Origin of the sequence: Bordetella sp. 15P40C-2, assembly GCF_009763235.1 — a bacterium.
In the GTDB taxonomy this organism is placed as follows: Bacteria; Pseudomonadota; Gammaproteobacteria; order Burkholderiales; family Burkholderiaceae_B; genus Bordetella_A.
In genome coordinates, this window is the sequence record NZ_WSJA01000042.1 from 230,021 (window position 1) to 249,539 (window position 19,519).

A 19,519-nucleotide genomic window follows, 5' to 3' on the forward strand; every position below is an offset into this window, starting at 1 on the left:
TTACGCAGAATACATCTCATGGCAACCCTGAGCTTTCGCAACGTCAAGAAAACCTACGCCGGCAACGTCCCCGTCATTCATGGCATTGATATGGACGTCAAAGACGGTGAATTCATCGTTATCGTCGGCCCCTCTGGCTGCGGCAAATCCACGCTGATGCGCATGGTCGCCGGCCTGGAGACCGTCACCAGCGGCGAGATCCTGATCGACGACAAGGTCGTCAATCAACTCGAACCCGCCGAGCGCGACATCGCCATGGTGTTTCAGAACTATGCGCTTTATCCGCACATGAGCGTGTTCGACAACATGGCTTATGGCTTGAAAATCCGTAAGTTCTCGCAAGACGAGATCCGCCAGCGCGTCGAGGCCGCGGCCAAGATCCTGGAACTGGAGAAGCTCCTCGACCGTCGGCCGCGCCAGCTCTCCGGCGGCCAGCGTCAGCGCGTGGCCATGGGCCGCGCCATTGTGCGCGAGCCCAAGGTGTTCCTGTTCGACGAACCGCTATCGAACCTGGACGCCAAGCTGCGCGTGGCCATGCGTCTGGAAATCATGAAGCTGCATCGCCGCCTGGGCACCACCAGCCTTTACGTGACCCACGATCAGGTCGAAGCGATGACACTCGCTCATCGCATGATCGTGATGAACCAAGGTGTGCCGGAGCAGATTGGCACCCCGATGGAAGTCTTCGAGAAGCCCGCTTCGATCTTTGTGGCTGGCTTCATTGGCTCGCCTCCGATGAACCTGATCAACGTCGTCACCTCGGCAGACGGCGTCATCACCACCGAGGACGGTATTGCCCTGCAAATCGGCGCTGAACAAGTGCCGGCCCGCGTACGCGGCCGCAAGGTGATCCTGGGCCTGCGTCCCGAACATATCGTGCTCAACCAGCCCGGCATCACCGCTGAAGTCGAAATGGTGGAAACGCTGGGGTCCGAACAGCTGCTGCACGCGCGCTGCGGCCAGTCCGCGCTGGTGGTGCGTTGTTCGACGCACTTGCTCGCCAGTCGCGGTGTTACACCGGGTGCGCAGATCCAATTGGGCCCGGACAGCCGCCATGCGCTGCATTGGTTCGACCAGGATACCGGCCGACGCATCGACGACTAAGTCCGCGCGGTTTGTCTTCGGCGCGCCAGCGTGCCGAAGGCACCCCCAGCCCTACGGCAGGCTCACGACTTCCTGCACCTTTGCCACGCGGGGCAATGGCGCGTTTACCCTCCACACCGCCCGGCGGCGCAATGCCGCCAGTATCTTCAAGCCTTGCGGCCAGTCGCCAAAGCCGCTCTCCGCGTTGATATGTCCGGCGCCTTTCAATATTTCCAACCGACTACCCCAGGCGTGCGCGAACTCCCGCGCCCGCGCGAGCGAACAATACGGATCGTCGTCGCTCGCCACCACGACGGATTGAAACGGTAGCGAATGCAAGGGGACCGGGCCAAAGCCGCGTATGCACGGCGCGGCAGTCGCACGCTCTACATCGGGTGGCGCCACCAATAGCGCACCCGCCACCTTGGCGCGCAGCGGCACGGGCAATGACACCGCCGCCAGGCATCCCAGGCTGTGCGCGACCAGCAGTACCGGGCACTCCGCTTGATCGACATAGCGCGCCACCGTCGCATGCCACGTCGCCGGTTCCGGATACACCCAATCCGGCTGCTCGACGCGGTGCGCATGCTGCAGGCATTGCGCCCACCGTGTTTGCCAATGACCGGGACCCGAATTTTTCCAGCCCGGCACGATAATCGGTTGGAATTTCATGTCGTTCATCATGCCGCGCGCACTAAAGACCGTAAACGAATAAATTGCCTTTTGTTTATACGGAATTCGATATAAAACTAGGCAACGGCGGTGTCCCGGCCGCGCTGCACACCGACCCGCGCCACTTTATCGCCGCTAAACGCGCGCAACAGGTCGTAGAGCCGTGGTGTTAGTACCAATCCGATGAGCCGCTGGCTCAAGCGGCGTGAGGTTTCGGGTATCCTTGCTTTCAAGCAGCGGTACACATCCGTCTGACTACGATTGTTGAATTGAGGGAGTTCCACCATGAAACACGTATTTCGTCTGAGCCCTGTGCTGAGCGCGCTCACGCTGGCCGCTGGTATCGCCGCATCGGCGGGCGCGTATGCAGAAAGCATCAAAATCGGCGTCGTCGGACCGACTACGGGCCCCGTTACGCAATACGGCGCCATGGTCCGCGAAGGTGTTGATACCGCGATCGAAATGATCAATGCCGCGGGCGGCGTTGACGGCAAAAAGCTCGAAGCCGTGGTGATCGACGACGGCTGCGAGCCCAAGCAAGGTCCCGTCGCCGCGAACCGCGTGGTCAATGACGACATCGGGTTTGTGGTTGGCCACGTATGCTCGGGCGCGACTATCGCTGCAGCCGACGTCTATAACAATGAAGGCGTCGTCATGGTCACGCCGTCGGCAACCTCGCCCGCGTTGACCGATGGAAAGAACTACGAGTTTATATTCCGCACGATCGGCCGCGACGACCAGCAAGGGCCGGCAGCCGCGAAATTTATTCTAGAAAAAATCAAACCGACCACCGTCGCGGTTCTGCACGATAAACAATCGTACGGTCAGGGCATCGCCACCGCCGTTAAGAACGACCTGGAAAAGGCCGGCACGAAAGTCGTGGTTTTCGAAGGGATTAACGCCGGCGATAGCGATTATTCCGCCGTCATTACTAAGTTGAAATCCAATAACGTGGATTTTGTCTATTACGGCGGTTATCACCCCGAAATGGGCTTGCTTTTGCGCCAGGCGGCCGAGCAAGGCGTCAAGGCAAAATTCATGGGACCCGAGGGTGTAGGCAATCCGGACATCAACGCCATTGCTGGCCCCGCCGCCGAGGGCATGCTGCTCACGCTGCCGGCCGATTTCACACAAAACCCGGCCAACGCCGAAATCGTCAAAGCCTTTGAAAGCAAAAAACGCAATGCCAGCGGCGCCTTCCAATTAACCTCCTACGCCGCCACGCAAGTCATTGCCGATGCCATCAAGGGCGCGGGCACCACAGACCCGACCAAGGTGGCGCAATATCTGCACGCCAATTCGTTCGATACGCCGATCGGAAAAACCTCGTGGAATAAACAGGGCGACCTGAACGACTTTGAATTCCAAGTATTTACTTGGCACAAGGACGGCAGCAAGACGCTGTATAAATAATTACCTTTTGTCGACTTAAGTCCGCGAGATCCGCTTCCCTTTTCGCATTTTCGAATTTGGGAACGGATCTCCCACGCAGCTAGGCAGCAGGACAGATCGCGTGTGATGCGCCGCTATTACCTGGGCTTTGTATCTTTTTATTACAAACCGGTAATCTGCAATCACCTATTAACAACCACACAGTAGAATCTCGGACTCGCTATCCACGCTTATCATTTCATAATGGTCGATCTACGTTCGCAAACCCCAGTTACGTATATTCTGTCGGACCGCGCTTGCCCTAGTCGTTTGACTGCTTTTGCGGATTCACGTCGCCAATATTGAATTGAGTCGGGCTGGGATGTTCGGCGTTGATTTAACCTCAGCACAACGACCCTTTCCCAGTTGCGCGGCCAACCCCGCCGCGAAGCCTGTAACCATCAAAGTAACCAGCTTTTCGAGCAGCTGTCGAAGGAAAAACATTTATGGCAAAGCGTGTTGCCGTCGTAGGGCTCTCATTCCGCTTTCCGCAAACGGATTTTGGATCGTTCTGGACGGATCTGCTTGCCGGACGCGATCTGGTCACGCAGGTCGACCCGAGCCGGTGGCAACAAGACGCTTACCTTCATCCCGCCAAGGATCACCCAGGCACCGCCTATACCTTTTCCGCGGGTTCTTTAGGCGACGTTTCAGGGTTTGATGCTCAATTTTTTGGCATCTCGCCTCGCGAAGCCGCGCTGATGGACCCGCAGCAGCGCATGCTGCTCGAATTGTGCTGGGAAGCCATGGAAAACGCCGGCATTGCGCCCTCGCGGCTGCGTGGCAGCGATTGCGGCGTTTATATCGGAATTTCCAGCGCCGATTATTCGTACCGGATGTCCGACGACATGGGGGCTGTGGATGCTTCCATGGCCACGGGCAACACCTCCAGCATCGCGGCCAACCGGCTCTCGTACGTATTCGATTTGCACGGGCCGAGCATGGCGGTGGACACGGCGTGTTCCTCGGCCTTGGTCGCGGTGCATCAGGCCTGCCGCGCCATCATGACGGGTGAAACCACCCAGGCCATCGCAGGCGGCATCAGCCTGCACCTGCATCCCTACGGCTTCATCACGTTCTCCAAGGCGTCGATGCTCTCACCGGAAGGCCGATGCAAGGTGTTCGACGCCTCCGGCGACGGCTATGTGCGTTCGGAAGGCGGCGGGCTGTTTTTACTGAAAGACTACGATCAGGCCGTCGCCGATGGCGACCATATCCTCGCCGTCATCGCCGGTAGCGCGGTCAACACCGATGGGCGCAAGTCCGGTTTGACCGTGCCGAACGCGGACGCTCAGGTTTCCCTGATGCGCCAGGCGTACGAACGCGCGGGCGTCTCGGTCGATGAAATCGATTACCTCGAAGCCCACGGCACCGGCACCGCAGTCGGCGACCCGATCGAAACCCGTGCGATTGGCGAGGCCTTGGGCCGCCCACGCGGCACGGACGCTCCGCTGCTGATCGGCTCGATCAAGAGCAATGTCGGCCACCTCGAAGCCGCCTCGGGCGTCGCGGGCCTCGTCAAAGCCATCTACTGTCTGCAACATCGCACGGTGCCCGCCACCATCGGGATTAAAACGCTCAACCCGGCGATCAAGTTCGATGAGTGGAATATCTCGGTCGCCACGCAGAATCACCGGTTGCGCCCTAACGGTACCTTGACGATCGGGGTGAACTCGTTCGGCTTTGGCGGCGCCAATGCCCACGTCATCTTGCAGAGCCCGCCCGCGATTAATAACGACCCGGCCGACAAGCTCGCCAACACGGCACCCGTGCCCGTTATCGTCTCCGGCAAAACTAGCGATGCGCTTGCGGCGGCGGCACGCAATGCGGCCGAGTTTCTGCAACAGCAGCCGCCGCGCGCGTTGTATGACATTGCCTACCACTCCGTCATGCGACGCGAATGGCACGCCGAACGCGCGGTGGTATATGGCAACGATAGCGAGCAGATTGCTCAGGCTCTGTTGGCCTTCGCCGATGGCACTGCCCCGCGCTATAGCGTGGCGTCCGGCAGCGCGGTCCCGGCTGCGCAAGGGCCGGTCTTCGTCTACTCTGGCAACGGTTCACAGTGGGAGGGCATGGGCCGTCAGCTGCTAGCCGACCCCGTCTTTGCCGAGGCCGTGCACGAGGTCGATACCCTCTTCTCGCCCCTGGCTGGCTATAAGCTCGGCGAGGAACTGGCCCGCAGCGATAACGCCAACCGCTACGCGCGTACCGAGATCGCGCAGCCCGCCTTATTCGCGATCCAGGTCGGTGTCACCCGCATGCTCGCACAGCGCGGCATCGTGCCAACGGCGGTGATTGGACATAGCGTAGGCGAAGTTGCCGCGGCTTGGGCATGCGGCGCGTTGACGCTTGCCGATGCCGTCAACGTCATCTTCCACCGTAGCCGCCTGCAGGGCATGACCAAAGGCCAGGGTTGCATGACCGCGGTCGGCATCGACGGCGGCGAGGCCTTGGCCCTGCTAACCGAGCTGCAGCTAACCGACGCCGTTTGCGTGGCCGGCTACAACAGTGCACGCGGCGCGACCCTCGCTGGCGATCCGAACGCCATGGCGACGGTGGAGGCCGAACTCGCGACTCGCCAGGTGTTTTATAAACGCCTGGATCTGGATTACGCCTTTCATAGCAACGCGATGGACGGTATCGAGGGCGAGTTGCGCGTTGCGCTTGCCTCCCTTGCCCCCGTCGCCGGCCGCATACCCTTTATTTCGTCGGTGGACCGCAAAGCGTTGTCCGGCGACCAACTCGATGCGGACTACTGGTGGCGCAACGTGCGAGAACCGGTGCGTTTCCATCAAGCCATCGATTCACTCGTCGCGGACGGCGCGAACGTATACATCGAAGTCGGGCCGCATCCCGTGCTGCGCTCCTACGTCAACGATGGCCTTAACGCAGCTGGCATCAAGGGCCGCGTATTGATGACGGCCAGCCGCGGTAATGATGACCCGGCTCGCATCCATGACGTCGCCGGCCAGGCGTTGCTAAGCGGCGCCCAGGTCGTCTGGAACAGTCTGTTCCCCTGGGCCGGGCGCCATGTCGCCTTGCCAGCGTATCCTTGGCAGCGCGAACGCTACTGGCACCCTGTCACCGCCGAGTCGCTGGGTCAGCTACAGCGCGCGAAGGTGCACCCGCTGTTGGGTTACCCGCTAAGCCAACACGAAGGCATTTGGGAAAACCAGCTCGACACGCATCTGTACCCCTGGCTCGCCGATCACGTGGTGGGCGACGCCACTGTGTTTCCCGGCAGCGGTTTCGCCGAGATCGCATTGGCGGCGGCAGAACAGTGGCAGCCCGGAGAATGGCTCGAAATCGAAGAGCTGGAAATCCGTGCCCCCCTGCTAGTCGGCCCCTCCCCGGCCAAGCGCACCCGCATCACCATAGACAGCGCCGACGGCGCGGTACGCATTCAAGCGAAAGACCTGGGCAGTACTGAGCCCTGGACCTTGCACGCTAACGCGCGCATCCTGCGCGAAGCCAGCGATGCGCTGCTGGTGGACGGCGCCCTCAGCCTGCCGGAACGCGCTTACGATTTCACCACCGATAGCCATGCGCTGCTGACTGAAGCAGTCGGGTTGGATTATGGCTCGGCGTTTCGAGCCGTGCAGCACGGCTGGAGAGAATCGGATGACACGGTGCTGGCCGTCTTGAACCCGGCCGCATCGTTACAGGACCATTTGGCGCAAACGCATCTGCATCCCGCGCTGCTGGACTGCACGTTTCAGCTCATCATCCAGTTGCTGCGCGATGACCCGGCGATGAAGCTGGGTGTGGCCTTCGTCCCTGCCAAGATCGGCCGACTCGCCGTACGCGCCTCGAGCGGCGTCCCGCACTACGCGCGCGCCCGCCTGCTGCGGCGTACGCCCCACTCCATCACCGCGGAGTTCGCGATATACAACGCCGATGGTAAGCAAATCGCCGCGGTGCGCGAGGCACGCTTCAAGAGCATTCGCCTTTCCAAGACGGCTGCCGAAGCGCTGGACTTTGTGGCCGACAGCGGTGTGCCCAGCCCCCATCCCATGGACCCGCGCCGCCATATCAGCGCGCTGGATTCCACGGCCGTGCGCACGGCTTTCAGCGCGTTGGCTGAGACGCTGGCAGCGGAACAGACCCATGCACGCTACGCATTGGAAATCGAGCCTTTGCTCGACAGCCTGTGCGACCACTTCGCCGTGCGCGCACTGAGCAGCCTGGCAGTGAATGGGCGTCATCTATACAACGAGGCGATCGAACGGCTGCGCCAGACCTCGCCCGAAACCGCGCCGCTGCTCGATCACGTGCTGGCGCGCGCCACGGACACCGGCTTGCTGCAGCGCGGCCCGTCCGGATGGACGATTTCCGAACACGACGATAACGATCCCGATGTCATCGATATCTGGAACAGTTTGCTGCGCGAGTATCCTGACTACGCGCAGATCGTGCACGCCGTTGGGCGAGTCGGTCTACATCTGTCGCAGCTGCTTCAAGGGCAGGTGTCGTTGGACGACGTCTCCCCTGCCGAGGCCTCCCTGGGGGCATTGGCGCGCCAGATTCTAGGCGCGCACACCCGCGAGCATATGGGCGCCTCCTTGCAGACGCTACTGGCACGCGCACAAGAAGAGCTTCCCCCAGGCGCGCGTTTGAACGTGCTGGAAATCAGCGCGGTAGCCCCGGCTTTCGCGGTACACGCGTGCACGTCATTGAACTTCGACGTGTCGGATTATCGATTCGTCTCGACACAATCCGCCGCTGTAGAACAGGCCGAGCGCCTGTTAGATGGCTATCCCGACGCCTCCTGTGGCACGCTCGAAGACCTGTCTGCGGACTTGCAGCGCGATGTCGACTTGGTGATCCTGCACGCTGACGAATGCAATCCCGATGACGCGTTACGTGTGCAGGAATACGTACGCGCGCGTCTTAAGCAAAACGGGTCACTGCTTGTGATTGGCCACCATCCCGCTGCGTGGCTGGACTTTGTCGCCGGCGGCCGGGCCTCATGGTGGGTAGCGACTGATGCCGACAGTCAACCTGCTTCGTGCCAGTATTCCGCCGACCTGTGGCGTGACATGCTGACGCAGCAGGGGTACGACTGCGGCCCTGTCGTGGACTTTGTTGCTGAATCCTTCAGCGGGCCCTATCTGTTGACCGCCGTCGCTGCGGAAACGGATGCGCCACAAGCCTGCGCATTGCCCAGCACTTCGCCCACGCCGGAAGATTCGCCTGCTTGGCTAGTGCTTTCCGGCGCGAGTGACGCCAGCCATGCGCTCCTACAGCGCCTTTGCGCCTCGCTGTCCGCCGCCGGTCATCGCGTCCTCGTACACAACGACACTGCCCCAGCAGAGATCGACACTGTACTTGCCCAGGCCAATGCGGAACTCGGTCATCTGCATGGCATCCTGCATCTGGACGGTCTCTTTACGGAGGACGACGACGCGGCAACCATGCTGCAAACCCAGGTCCGCCGATGCGCCATCGCCGCCGCCGTAGCGCAGGGATTGGAACGCAGCCACAGCAAAGCCACGCTCTGGCTCCTGACTGCAGGCGCCGCACAGACGCTGGCGCGCACCGACACCACGACGACCGGCATGTTGAAAGATGCGCCGCTGTGGGGCTACGGGCGCACCATGATGAACGAGGCCGCCCAGTTTGGCGTGCGTCTCCTGGATCTACCGCATACCGAACCGAACGACACGCTGCTAGACGCTCTCGTGCGTGAACTACAGCATCCCGACGCCGAGTACGAAGCCGCGCTCACGGCAGACGGGCATCGTTACGCGCCACGTCTACGTACCGTAGCGCGCCCAGCCGCGCCCACGAACGTGGCGTCACGCGCGGAACATATCAGCTTAGGCTTCGAGTTCCCGGGACAGCTGCGCAACCTTCGCTGGCAGGCATCTGCGGCCACGGAGCCCGCCGACGACCAGTTAGAGATTGAAGTCCGCGCCACGGGCCTGAATTTCCGCGACGTGATGTATGCCCTCGGCCTCTTGTCAGACGAAGCCATCGAAAACGGCTTCGCCGGCCCGACCCTAGGTTTGGAATTCGCCGGCATCGTCAAACGCGTTGGACCCAATGCCGAAGGCGGCTATCAACCGGGCGACGCCGTGGTGGGCTTTGGCCCGGCCAGCTTCTCGAACCGGGTGCTGACCAAGGCCAGCGCTATCGCGCCTATTCCCGAAGGAATCTCATTCGAAGCGGCGGCCACGATCCCGAGCACCTTCTTCACGGTGTACTACGCGCTGCATCACCTGGCGCAATTGGAAGAAGGCGAGAAGATACTCATCCACGGCGCCGCAGGCGGCGTCGGGATCGCTGCGATCCAATTTGCTCAGGCGCGTGGCGCCGAGATCTACGCCACTGCCGGCTCGGAAGAGAAACGCGATTTCCTGCGCCTCATGGGCGTTCAGCACATCTACGACTCGCGATCCCTAGCGTATGCGGACGAGATTCTCGCCGATACCGGCGGGAAAGGCGTGGACGTCGTACTGAACTCACTCGCTGGCGAAGCGGTCAACCGCAACCTGCGCGTACTCAAGCCCTTTGGCCGATTCCTCGAATTGGGCAAGCGGGACTTCTACGAGAACACCCGTATCGGCTTGCGTCCCTTCCGCAACAACATCAGCTATTTCGGCATTGACGCAGACCAACTGATGCAGGAGCGCCCCGCGCTGACGCATCGATTGTTCGGCGAGATGATGGAGCTGTTCAAACAAGGCGTGCTGCATCCTCTGCCGTATCAAGAGTTCGATGCCAACAACGTGGTCGATGCTTTCCGCTACATGCAGCAGGCGCGCCAGATCGGGAAGATCGTCATCACCTATCGCAACGGCATTCGTCACGTACACCATGCTGTTGCTGCGACGTCTCCCCATGGCTTGGCGTTGCCGGCAGAAGCTACTTACCTCGTCACCGGCGGGCTTAGCGGCTTTGGGTTACGCACGGCGCAATGGCTCGCGGAACAAGGCGCCCGCCATCTGGTGCTCGTCAGCCGCAGCGGCCCTGCTTCCGACACGGCACAAGCAGCGATCGCGCAGCTTCAGCACCAAGGCGTAAACGTTTACGCGACCGCCTGCGACGTCACAGATGCGCATGCGGTACGCGACCTGATGCAGTATATCCAGGCCAATATGCCGCCCCTACGCGGCGTCGTCCACGCAGCCATGGTGATCGACGACTGCCTGGTGCGCAACGCGACCGCCGAACAAATCGAACGCGTGCTGGCGCCCAAAGTTGTAGGTGGGAAGAATCTCGACGACGCTACCCGCGACTTGAGCCTCGATTTCTTCATTCTCTACTCGTCGGGCACGACGCTTTTTGGCAACCCTGGCCAAGCGAACTACGTTGCCGCAAACATGTGGCTGGAGGCGTTGGCCCAACAGCGGCGCGCGCATGGTCGACCCGCTACCTGCGTACGTTGGGGCGCCATTGACGACGTGGGCTATCTGGCCCGCAACACTAAGATCAAGGATGCACTGCAAAGCCGCATGGGCGGCGCGGCGCTCGCCTCGGGTGCCGCGTTGGATGTGCTGGAAGCCATGGTGCAAGCAAACGCCAGCGGTCTGGGCGTACTGGAGCTCGACTGGCGCGCCCTGCGCAGATTCCTGCCCAGCGCCAATTCGCCGAAGTTCAGTCTGCTAGCGCGTCGGTACAGCGACGGCGGCGACGATGATGGTGACGCGCGCGATGTTGCGCATCTGTTGGCCACCATGGATGACGAAGCCTTGCATCCCATCTTCGTGGACATGATCAAAGCGGAAGTCAGCGAGATCCTGCGCGTATCGCCTGACAAGATCGACCCCGAGGTGTCCGTCTACGACATGGGGCTGGACTCGTTGATGGGGGTGGAACTCGTCGTAGCGCTTGAGAACCGGTTTGGCATCCGCCTACCCGTCATGGCCTTAAACGAAAGCCCCACCCTATCCCGCCTGGCTGCCAAGCTCATTCAAATGCTGCGCGGGGATGGTGATCACGCCAGTCAGGACGCAGTGCTGGCTCAGGTCGAGCAAGTCGTCTCACAGCATACCGATGAGGTCCCTGCCGAGGCCATGGCCAAATTTGCCGATGAACTAAAATCAGGGAACCTCAACAATAAACGGATGATTCACTGATTGTGAGCAGTAGCAAAAAAGGCCTGCCCGGCTTATCGGCCAGCATCAAAGACAAGCTCATCCAGCAGGCCCTGGAGCGCAAGCTGCGTCAAGCCGGACAGGCGTCGTCCCCGCGGACAATGCTCCAATCGTCTGCGCGGAAGAACGCCATCCCCGAAGAGTTCTACCGCTTCGATCTGCACCCAGGCTATCGCCAGCTGCAAATCATGAATGAAGGCGCCGCCCGCATGGGCGTGCGCAGCCCGTTTTTCAAACTGCATGAAGGCGCCGCAGGCGCCGAGACGCAAATCGGCGGCAAGTCGTACATCAACTTCGCCAGCTATAACTATCTGGGCATGTCCGACGACCCCGTCGTTCAGGCCGCCGCACGCGAGGCGATGGAGCGCTACGGCACGTCCGTATCTGCCAGCCGCCTTGTGTCTGGCGAACGCCCCATCCATCGCGAACTAGAGCGCGCGATTGCCGACCTGTATGCAGTCGATGACGCCATTGCATTCGTCAGCGGACACGCGACGAACGTATCCACGATCGGCTACCTGTTCGGCCCGCGCGACCTGATCGTGCATGACGAGCTGATTCACAACAGCATTCTGCAAGGCGCCCAGCTATCCGGCGCGCGCCGTTTATCATTCGCCCATAACGACTGGGCCGCGCTGGACGCTATCCTCGCGGAACAGCGCCATCAATTCGAACGCGTGCTGATTGTGCTCGAAGGCATCTACAGCATGGACGGCGATTTTCCGGACCTTCCGCGGTTTGTCGAGATCAAGCGACGGCATAAGGCTTTCCTGATGGTCGATGAGGCCCATTCGCTGGGCGTCATGGGCAAGCGTGGATACGGCATTCGCGAGCACTTCGGGCTGGCCGGCACGGACGTCGATATATGGATGGGCACGCTGAGTAAGACGCTTGCAGGATGCGGCGGCTACATCGCGGGCGAGACGGCGTTGATTGAACATCTGAAGTTCTTGGCGCCGGGTTTTCTGTATAGCGTGGGGATGCCACCTGCCGTGGCGGGCGCCTCTCTGGCCGCGTTGCGACGTATGCTTGAGCTTCCCGAGCGAGTCACTACGCTGCAAGCTCGCGGGAAGTATTTCTTGGAATCGGCTCGAGCCGCCGGTATCGACACCGGGTCAAGTACCGGTTACGCCGTCGTGCCAGCGATTATTGCCAGTTCTCTTAAAGCCGCGCGGCTATCGGCTGCGCTGTTCGAGCAAGGCATCAATGTGCAGCCGATTCTTTATCCGGCAGTTCCGGAAAAATCGGCCAGGCTGCGTTTTTTCGTCTCTTGCATGCACACCGAAGAGCAGTTGCGCCGCACGGTATCGGCGCTAAGCGAATTGCTATAAAAAACGGCAGGTGATGCGCGAGTTCGCGCTATCCTCACCTGCCGTACCAGCCGTGAAGACACGGCTTTCCTCTCTGCATTCACTTGCGCGAAGGCGCGAAACGCTCCAGCCAGTATTGCGTCGACGGGTCGTGGCTCGACACAGCATCACATTTGCCCTCGGACATCGATTCCCAATCCTTTCGAATGCGGGCGGTAAGGGTCTTGCCCAACTCAACACCCCATTGATCGAACGGATTAATACCCCAGATAAGCGCCTGCACGAATACCTTATGCTCGTACAGGGCAATCAAAGCGCCCAGCGTATAAGGACTCAGACGCGGCAAGACGATCAGGTTCGACGGACGACCACCCGGATATACCTTGTGCTTGGCCAACCACTTTACGTGCTCTGGGTCGCCCGTGCCTTCCATTTCCGCAAGCACTTCTTCATACGACTTCCCGCGCAATAGCGCTTCGCGCTGTGCCAGGCAGTTGGCGATAAGCTGCTGATGATGCTCAGGCCAGCGATGATCAGCTTGCTGGCAGACAATGAAGTCAACGGCAGCGCCATCGCCTTGGTGCAGCCATTGGAAGAAGGTGTGCTGCGCGTCGGTGCCCGGCATGCCCCATACGGCGGGTCCGGTTGGCACACCTACTGGTTCGCCAGCGATCGTGACCGACTTGCCCAGCGATTCCATTTCCAGCTGCTGCAGATAAGGCACCAAGTGGAACAGGCGAGAGTCGTATACCGAGATATTTAAAGAGCTCAGCCCCAGGACACTGCGATTCGCGACGCCGGCCAGAGCCAGTTGTACCGGCGCATTGCGCTCGATGGGCGCGGTGCGGAAGTGCTCATCCATCGCATGCGCACCAGCTAGCATCCCGGCCATGACGTCGGTCCCGACGGTCAGCGCGGTTGAGACGCAGACCGACGACCAAAACGAGAATCGACCACCGACCCAATCCCAGAATGGGAAGATTTGATCTTCGGGCACGCCGAATTCGCGCGCCAAGGCGGGACGAGCGGTGACGGCAACGAGCTGGCGCTCAGGACATTTCACGCCTGATGCGCGTAGCCATTCCAAAGCGCGGCGCGCGTTCTCCAGGGTCTCTGCCGTCGCGAATGATTTGGAGGCGATTACGACGACGGTTTCGTGCGGATTCAGCCCCGCAATCCCGCCTTCGATTGCATGACCGTCAATGTTGGCCACAAAACGAATATCGCGCCAGGTTCCCGTGTATCCGAATGCTGCGACCGTTAAACGCAAGCCCCAGTCGCTGCCCCCTATGCCGATGTGCAGCACGTGACGCCAGCGACGTTCATTGTCTGCGCGTTGGACGAACTGGAGCAAGCGATTGCGCTCGTGGGCAACTTCAGGGGTGGGCGAAGGCTCGCGCAGCATGGAGTGCCACGCAGCGCGATCTTCAGTGGGGTTCACCACTCCGCCTTCCAACAATCGCCGGCGCATCCGGGTGAAATCTCGCGCACTTAAAAGCGCCTCGGAAGCCCTGGTCAGATCTTCAGAGCAGGGTTGCGCGCTGAGGTCGACACATAGGCCTGCCGCATCGATAAGCCGAAGCTTTTCTCCCCTGCAGTCTGCACCCTGTAAGGACTCCTGAAATGTGGACCACTCTGGCATGTTGGATAGCGGGGGCACTTCTGAAGGAGTAACAGAGGGCATAAGGGGAGCTGAATCTTTCATGTGCAAGGAACCAGACGACGAACTCGTAAAACAAAGGCTATTTAAGGAAGTGGCCGGGAGCGCTGTTGGCAGGCAAAGGCGCATTCAAGATGCTAACCGAGGGGTCCTGTACATCGTCGAGCCTCTCTGACCGCGTTCTGTTCACTCGGAGATTATGCCGCAGCACAACCCTATTGTGTGCATAATTCGATACGATACGTACCCCCAGCACGACTTGCGGCAGAAATGCTGCAGACGAGTGCCACTCACGGCATAGGAGTATTTCGAATTTGACTCGTATGGTTTCAAAACCACGACCGAAAGTACAATCACCGTTTTTTTGAGAATCAGTGCCGTCCCGTAGCGCATGAACAAAATCGATACACGCAGAAAAATCCTCTTTCTTCAAGGGCCCCCGTCCACGTTCTGGAGGCAACTGGCCGAGGAATTTGAGTCGGCTGGGTTCATCGTCCACCGAATCAACTTGTCAATGGGAGACTGGGCCTACTGGAGAAAACGCGGCGCAGACAATTACCGTGGTCGATTCGCTAATTGGGCGGCATTTCTTAAGCAATATTTAAACGACAAGCGGATAACTGACATACTATATTATGCCGATAGGCTACCATACCATGCCGTCGCGCGCGAAGTAGCTGCTGCATTAGACATCAGAACATACGCTATGGAGTTCGGATATTTACGCCCGGACTGGCTTACTCTCGAAAGAGGCGGCATGGGAGCGCTCTCGCATTTTCCAAACGACCCGCAAGCAATTCGCCGTATAGCTCAGCAGGTCCATATAACAAAAGCGCCTCAAAGTCAGTTTTCTCATCGCTTCGCCATCGAAGCGGCTAACGAAGTCGTGTACAACCTGATCACCGCTTTATTCCCTTATCCGTACCCTTATTATCGAGCGGACAAATACTATCATCCGGTCATTGACTATCTCAGTTGGATTCCCAACAAAATTTACAGCGCTTTTACCGAACCTAAACGCGTCGACGCAATAAACAAACTTTGGGCATCTAAGCAGCGGTATTGGATGCTAGCGCTGCAATTACAAGCCGACTATCAAATCCGTTGCAATTCTCCTTATCGAAAACAGATCGACATGATAAGGGAAGTTATTGATTCATTCGCACGGAATGCGTCGACAGAGGAAATGTTAGTAGCAAAACTGCATCCATTGGACAATGGATTAGAGCGTTGGGAAGCTAAAATAAGGGCGTTAGCAAAAGAATATGGTGTCCAAAATCGTGTCCTCACAGTAAGCCGTTGTAATCTGAAACGATTAATACGACGAAGTCGCGGCGTAATAACTATCAACTCAACCGTTGGACTCCATAGTTTGAGAGCCGGCACTCCGGTAAAGACCTTGGGAATAGCAATTTATGATATTGCTGGACTCACGCACCAAGGCGCCCTAGAAACATTCTGGGTTCATCCACAACCGGTCGACAAGAAACTCACCGACGACTTCGTGCAAGCTATAGCAAATTCGATCCAAATCCATGGCTCTTTTTATCATGTTAAGGGTCGGGACACAGCCTGTCGCGAAATTGTTGATAGGGTGAAGCGAAATCTCGTCAATGAACCCGAAGCGTTTGTCAATCCTCCTCCGAGGCTGCAAAGCGCTCTCCACCGTAATATACCTGTGTTCCAATCTTTAAACGGCAGTAACATGACTATAGAAGAGGTGGCAGTTTAATGTCCACGCAGATTCTCAACTCGCGAATCTATAGCAATCCCTATCAGCAACTGTTGTACTCGTCGATTCGGGAACGCTATCGTCCAGTTGCGGGGACTTCACATAAGGCGCTGGCACGGCCACGCAGTCTGCCAATTTTTCACATCCACTGGGAAGAGACCCTTTTTGCAAAGTGCGAAAATAGGGCCCAAGCACTGGCCAAGAGTAAAGAGTACATTCAGCGCTTGGAACAATACAAAGCGGTGGGGGGGAAGATCGTCTGGACATTGCACAATGCCTTCCCGCACGAATGCCCGTATCCAACTTTGATAAACAGCCTGCGCAGAAAGCTTGCTAGAGTGGCCGACCGTATACTGGTGCATAATATGGCATCGGCGAATTTTCTGCTGTCGAATTGTGCATTGGATTCACTCGAGACAGTCACCATACTCGCTCATCCCGCCTACTTCGATGTATATGAGCCAACAGAAAGAAGTATCGAATGTGCGGGAATGCCGACCACTTCGAAGACAATCCTATGCTTCGGATTCGTCCGACAGTATAAAAATTTGATCGAATTGCTGGATAAGTTGCCATCACGCTTTCTAGTGCCGAATGAATTAAAGCTGAGATTCGTGGGCAAGCCTGTCAGAGCCAATACATTAGTGGAAACACTAGCGTCATATGCACAGGCGAGGCCGGAGCTCACCCTCACGTTCGAAGCTACCCCGAATCATGCTGTGGCAGATCTATTGCGGTCGCATCTTGGACTATTACTTCCATATCACAAGATTATCACCTCCGGTGTCGCGGTACTTGGTCTAACGCTTGGCGTACCAACGGTCGCACCTAATATTCCAGCTATGCGCGAGCTGTTTCCGCCTTCAACACACCACCTCTTGTATAACCCTAGGTCGTCCAAAGATTTGCAACGAGCCATCTTGGAGTTGGCGCATTCTTCCCACGCGGCGCGCCGCGAAATCGCTGATGCCTATCTGCATCGCGCTTTCGCCGATCACCCAAAGCTGATAAGCCTGAGACTGGGAAAGATTTATGATGACTTGCTGAATCTCAAAAATTAACTCGACTGTTAGAGCGAGACCATACCCTCGACCCAGCGCACCGCTTGGCTTATGCCTGCGTCCGCTAGCCTTTAAGATATGCGTTGCTTTCTTAGCACCCAAATCCGCACACAGGGGATAAATTGAACACAATCAGAGCCAATAATGTTGCTGAGTTCTTGTCACGCCTTGGAGATAAAGGTGTTCACGAAGTTGATGTCGAAGGCACCCCGCTGCAGTTATATCTAACCGATATTGACCGACACGCACAATATATTTTAGTCGGCTTCCATGGCCTCGTGAGCCGCACCAAAGTTACGCCCCCCGTCTTCTACTTCCGCGGAGTTGCAGATGCCGCACAAGTAGGACTGATATCCATATCCGATCCCAGCCTCAGGCTGTCACAAGAGTTGAACCTCTCGTGGTACTTATGGAACCGAGTAGATGCCAATATTGCAGCAAAGATCGCACACCTGCTGGACGCAGTGGTCGAGTCAACAGGTAAACGGTTGATCCTCGCCGGCGGCTCGGGCGGAGGATTTGCATGCATGAACGTACACAACCATATGCGGCATGCTGACCAAGCGCTTAGCTTTGCATGGAATCCTCAGACTGACATTACGCAGTACAACGCGGCGCATTTAAAGAGATATTTCAGAGTTTGCTTCGATGCCGGCTCAGACTTTAGTATCCAGCAGATTCGCCTCGCACTTGAGCGATCAGGAGTTCCATATAAACTAGGCGATAACAATATTCATCGCCAATTAATTTTTATCAACGGCTACGATCATTCCCACTTGAGAAAACATGTGCGACGCTATTTGAAGCAAGCGGCGGCAAATATAGTGATCGGCAATTGGGGCGACGGCCACGTCCAGCCTGATAAGGATGCAATTATCGAAGTGATCCGCGCACTCTCTTGCGACCTTCAGCTGACAGACATAGTTGCGCGGCACCAGACAGCACATCCACCCGTTCTCGATTTCCGTACTCACAACGATGCCCTAGCACACCAACTCGCCTGCAGAGCCACCGTCATCTCCATGACGTCAAGCAGAAAGATGTTGCGCATTAGCACAAATATCAGAAGTCTCTACATGGGATATCAACTCATCTATAGATTGAGATCCGCTAACGGCCAATCGCTTTTTGATTCCGGCTATCTAATGGGCGCGGACACATGCGACGCTTATCTAGAACTCACTGACGGCCAGTTGCGGGTCCTCCAAACAGCAAATATTGAGGTATACGTGGAAGACGTTTTAGGCCTGTCGCGACAGTTTACTTACAGCCTCAAGCAAGTGAAAGCCATGCGAAAAGCCCGGAATATAAGCGAAAGCGGGTCTACTGGCAGATCGAGTTGAAAGAATTGCGATCCTCCAATCTCATGCACCTACATGGATGATCGGCGCGCTCGGATGACGCAGCATACGCATGCCGGGCGCGCAGTTGCCTAGTTTAAATGGCGGTACCTACGTCCTTAGATTTTTGTACGGCCTTTCCCAACAATGTCGGCACTAACTCAAGCGGCTCGCCGCGACGATGACCTCCTTCTGATTCAAACAGCAGTACCTCAAATTTTCCGTGCACACCACTGCTATCAGCAGGAAAGCCCAGTTTCTCAGCCAACGGCTGCAGATGGGAACGTAAATGATGCCGATCCCCAGTGTTCTGGGCGTAGACGATATTGGCTTCCGTCAACGACTTGGCATCATGAAAGACACTCAACCGCTCACCAAACTCCGCACTGGCTTGGTCTCTTCCGCGTCCGCCTAGACAATTTCTTAAAAACGTTTCGACGTGGCCACTTTTATACTTAGTAATATCAGTCTGCGGATTGATCACGACATAAGTGGCTTGTGGCATACGAGGGCATTGCTTCAACGCCGCAAATCCACCGCCCGACGAACCATAAAAAATTATATCCCGCTCCGACAGACCTATACCGTTACTAACAGTCCGCACTATTTTGGTAATCGTTGGCGTTATATCCACTGACTCGGACCCGAAATACCACGCCAGTCCCATGTCGTCATGGTATTGAAGCATCGGATCTGCTATGTACAAACAATGCCCAGGAAAATTAGGAGCCCAAGACCAACGTTGAAAAATGGGCGGTGTTAACCGTTCGCGGTTTGCGTGACCACTAAACAGAACAAAAAGCCGGTCCCCCTGCCCAGGTCTATATATAAAATCAAATGACAAGCTATGTTCGACGAACGAATAAAGGCCTAGGCTTGGGCTCGTTGGGAACTCTTCCAGCGAGACGATAAACTTTGGTAGATCCTGAAGTGCCGATGCCCCTACCTTTGTAGGTGCAGAAGTGGGTGGTTTGATGTGCATAAATGCTAATATAGAGCTAATAATAAGAAAGGCGCCGCGACGGTATGCGCGGGTGCAAAGGTTGATCAAGCAAAAAAATGGCCGGCACAACGCTCGCGGGCGATCATAGCGCTGCGATAAGCCGGAATCGATATTAGGCGTCATTC

10 protein-coding genes are annotated in these 19,519 nt (G+C 57.8%); 7 read left to right on the forward strand and 3 right to left on the reverse strand.

The features are described 5' to 3' along the window. The first annotated feature begins 18 nt into the window (after positions 1–18). Positions 19–1,104 (forward strand): sn-glycerol-3-phosphate import ATP-binding protein UgpC, encoded by a 1,086-nt coding sequence (locus GOQ25_RS17265; RefSeq protein ID WP_160351707.1) that lies wholly within the window; start codon positions 19–21, stop codon positions 1,102–1,104. Positions 1,105–1,155: 51 nt separating this feature from the next. Here the strand turns inward: GOQ25_RS17265 and GOQ25_RS17270 are convergent, their stop codons facing one another. Next, on the reverse strand, positions 1,156–1,755 hold the full coding sequence (locus GOQ25_RS17270; protein WP_160351708.1) for an alpha/beta hydrolase: 600 nt from the start codon (positions 1,753–1,755) through the stop codon (positions 1,156–1,158). Positions 1,756–2,040: 285 nt separating this feature from the next. Here GOQ25_RS17270 and GOQ25_RS17275 point away from each other — a divergent pair, with 285 nt between their 5' ends. From GOQ25_RS17275 to GOQ25_RS17285, 3 genes are all read left to right on the forward strand, one after another. Then, positions 2,041–3,168, forward strand: a complete 1,128-nt coding sequence (locus tag GOQ25_RS17275) for a branched-chain amino acid ABC transporter substrate-binding protein (protein WP_160351709.1) — start codon at positions 2,041–2,043, stop codon at positions 3,166–3,168. A 464-nt stretch (positions 3,169–3,632) separates the two neighbouring features. Beyond that, a complete protein-coding gene (locus GOQ25_RS17280) occupies positions 3,633–11,270 on the forward strand; it encodes a type I polyketide synthase (RefSeq protein ID WP_160351710.1) in 7,638 nt (2,545 codons plus the stop codon). A 2-nt stretch (positions 11,271–11,272) separates the two neighbouring features. Continuing rightward, the gene (locus tag GOQ25_RS17285; RefSeq protein ID WP_160351711.1) at positions 11,273–12,619 is read left to right on the forward strand and encodes an aminotransferase class I/II-fold pyridoxal phosphate-dependent enzyme; all 1,347 of its coding nucleotides are present in this window, start codon (positions 11,273–11,275) and stop codon (positions 12,617–12,619) included. A 79-nt stretch (positions 12,620–12,698) separates the two neighbouring features. Here the strand turns inward: GOQ25_RS17285 and pgi are convergent, their stop codons facing one another. Next, positions 12,699–14,303 (reverse strand): glucose-6-phosphate isomerase, encoded by a 1,605-nt coding sequence (gene pgi, locus GOQ25_RS17290; RefSeq protein ID WP_370519977.1) that lies wholly within the window; start codon positions 14,301–14,303, stop codon positions 12,699–12,701. Positions 14,304–14,649: 346 nt separating this feature from the next. Here pgi and GOQ25_RS17295 point away from each other — a divergent pair, with 346 nt between their 5' ends. From GOQ25_RS17295 to GOQ25_RS17305, 3 genes are all read left to right on the forward strand, one after another. Continuing rightward, entirely contained in the window at positions 14,650–15,990 is a 1,341-nt protein-coding gene (locus tag GOQ25_RS17295) for a capsule biosynthesis protein (protein ID WP_160351713.1), read from the forward strand. Beyond that, positions 15,990–17,051, forward strand: a complete 1,062-nt coding sequence (locus GOQ25_RS17300) for a glycosyltransferase (RefSeq protein ID WP_160351714.1) — start codon at positions 15,990–15,992, stop codon at positions 17,049–17,051. The genes GOQ25_RS17295 and GOQ25_RS17300 overlap by 1 nt, the downstream gene beginning before the upstream one ends. 122 nt (positions 17,052–17,173) lie before the next feature. Continuing rightward, a complete protein-coding gene (locus GOQ25_RS17305; protein ID WP_160351715.1) occupies positions 17,174–18,394 on the forward strand; it encodes a hypothetical protein in 1,221 nt (406 codons plus the stop codon). 94 nt (positions 18,395–18,488) lie between these two features. Here the strand turns inward: GOQ25_RS17305 and GOQ25_RS17310 are convergent, their stop codons facing one another. Further along, positions 18,489–19,517, reverse strand: coding sequence for a hypothetical protein (locus tag GOQ25_RS17310; RefSeq protein ID WP_160351716.1), 1,029 nt, complete (start codon positions 19,515–19,517; stop codon positions 18,489–18,491). Between the last annotated feature and the right edge of the window lie 2 nt (positions 19,518–19,519).

What these genes read in the sequence shown, in the direction of transcription:
- GOQ25_RS17295 (WP_160351713.1), top strand. Translation starts at nt 14,650, where the DNA reads ATGAACAAAATCGATACACGCAGAAAAATCCTCTTTCTTCAAGGGCCC.
- GOQ25_RS17280 (WP_160351710.1), top strand. Translation starts at nt 3,633, where the DNA reads ATGGCAAAGCGTGTTGCCGTCGTAGGGCTCTCATTCCGCTTTCCGCAA.
- pgi (WP_370519977.1), bottom strand. Translation starts at nt 14,303, where the DNA reads ATGAAAGATTCAGCTCCCCTTATGCCCTCTGTTACTCCTTCAGAAGTG.
- GOQ25_RS17275 (WP_160351709.1), top strand. Translation starts at nt 2,041, where the DNA reads ATGAAACACGTATTTCGTCTGAGCCCTGTGCTGAGCGCGCTCACGCTG.
- GOQ25_RS17265 (WP_160351707.1), top strand. Translation starts at nt 19, where the DNA reads ATGGCAACCCTGAGCTTTCGCAACGTCAAGAAAACCTACGCCGGCAAC.
- GOQ25_RS17310 (WP_160351716.1), bottom strand. Translation starts at nt 19,517, where the DNA reads ATGACGCCTAATATCGATTCCGGCTTATCGCAGCGCTATGATCGCCCG.
- GOQ25_RS17270 (WP_160351708.1), bottom strand. Translation starts at nt 1,755, where the DNA reads ATGAAATTCCAACCGATTATCGTGCCGGGCTGGAAAAATTCGGGTCCC.
- GOQ25_RS17300 (WP_160351714.1), top strand. Translation starts at nt 15,990, where the DNA reads ATGTCCACGCAGATTCTCAACTCGCGAATCTATAGCAATCCCTATCAG.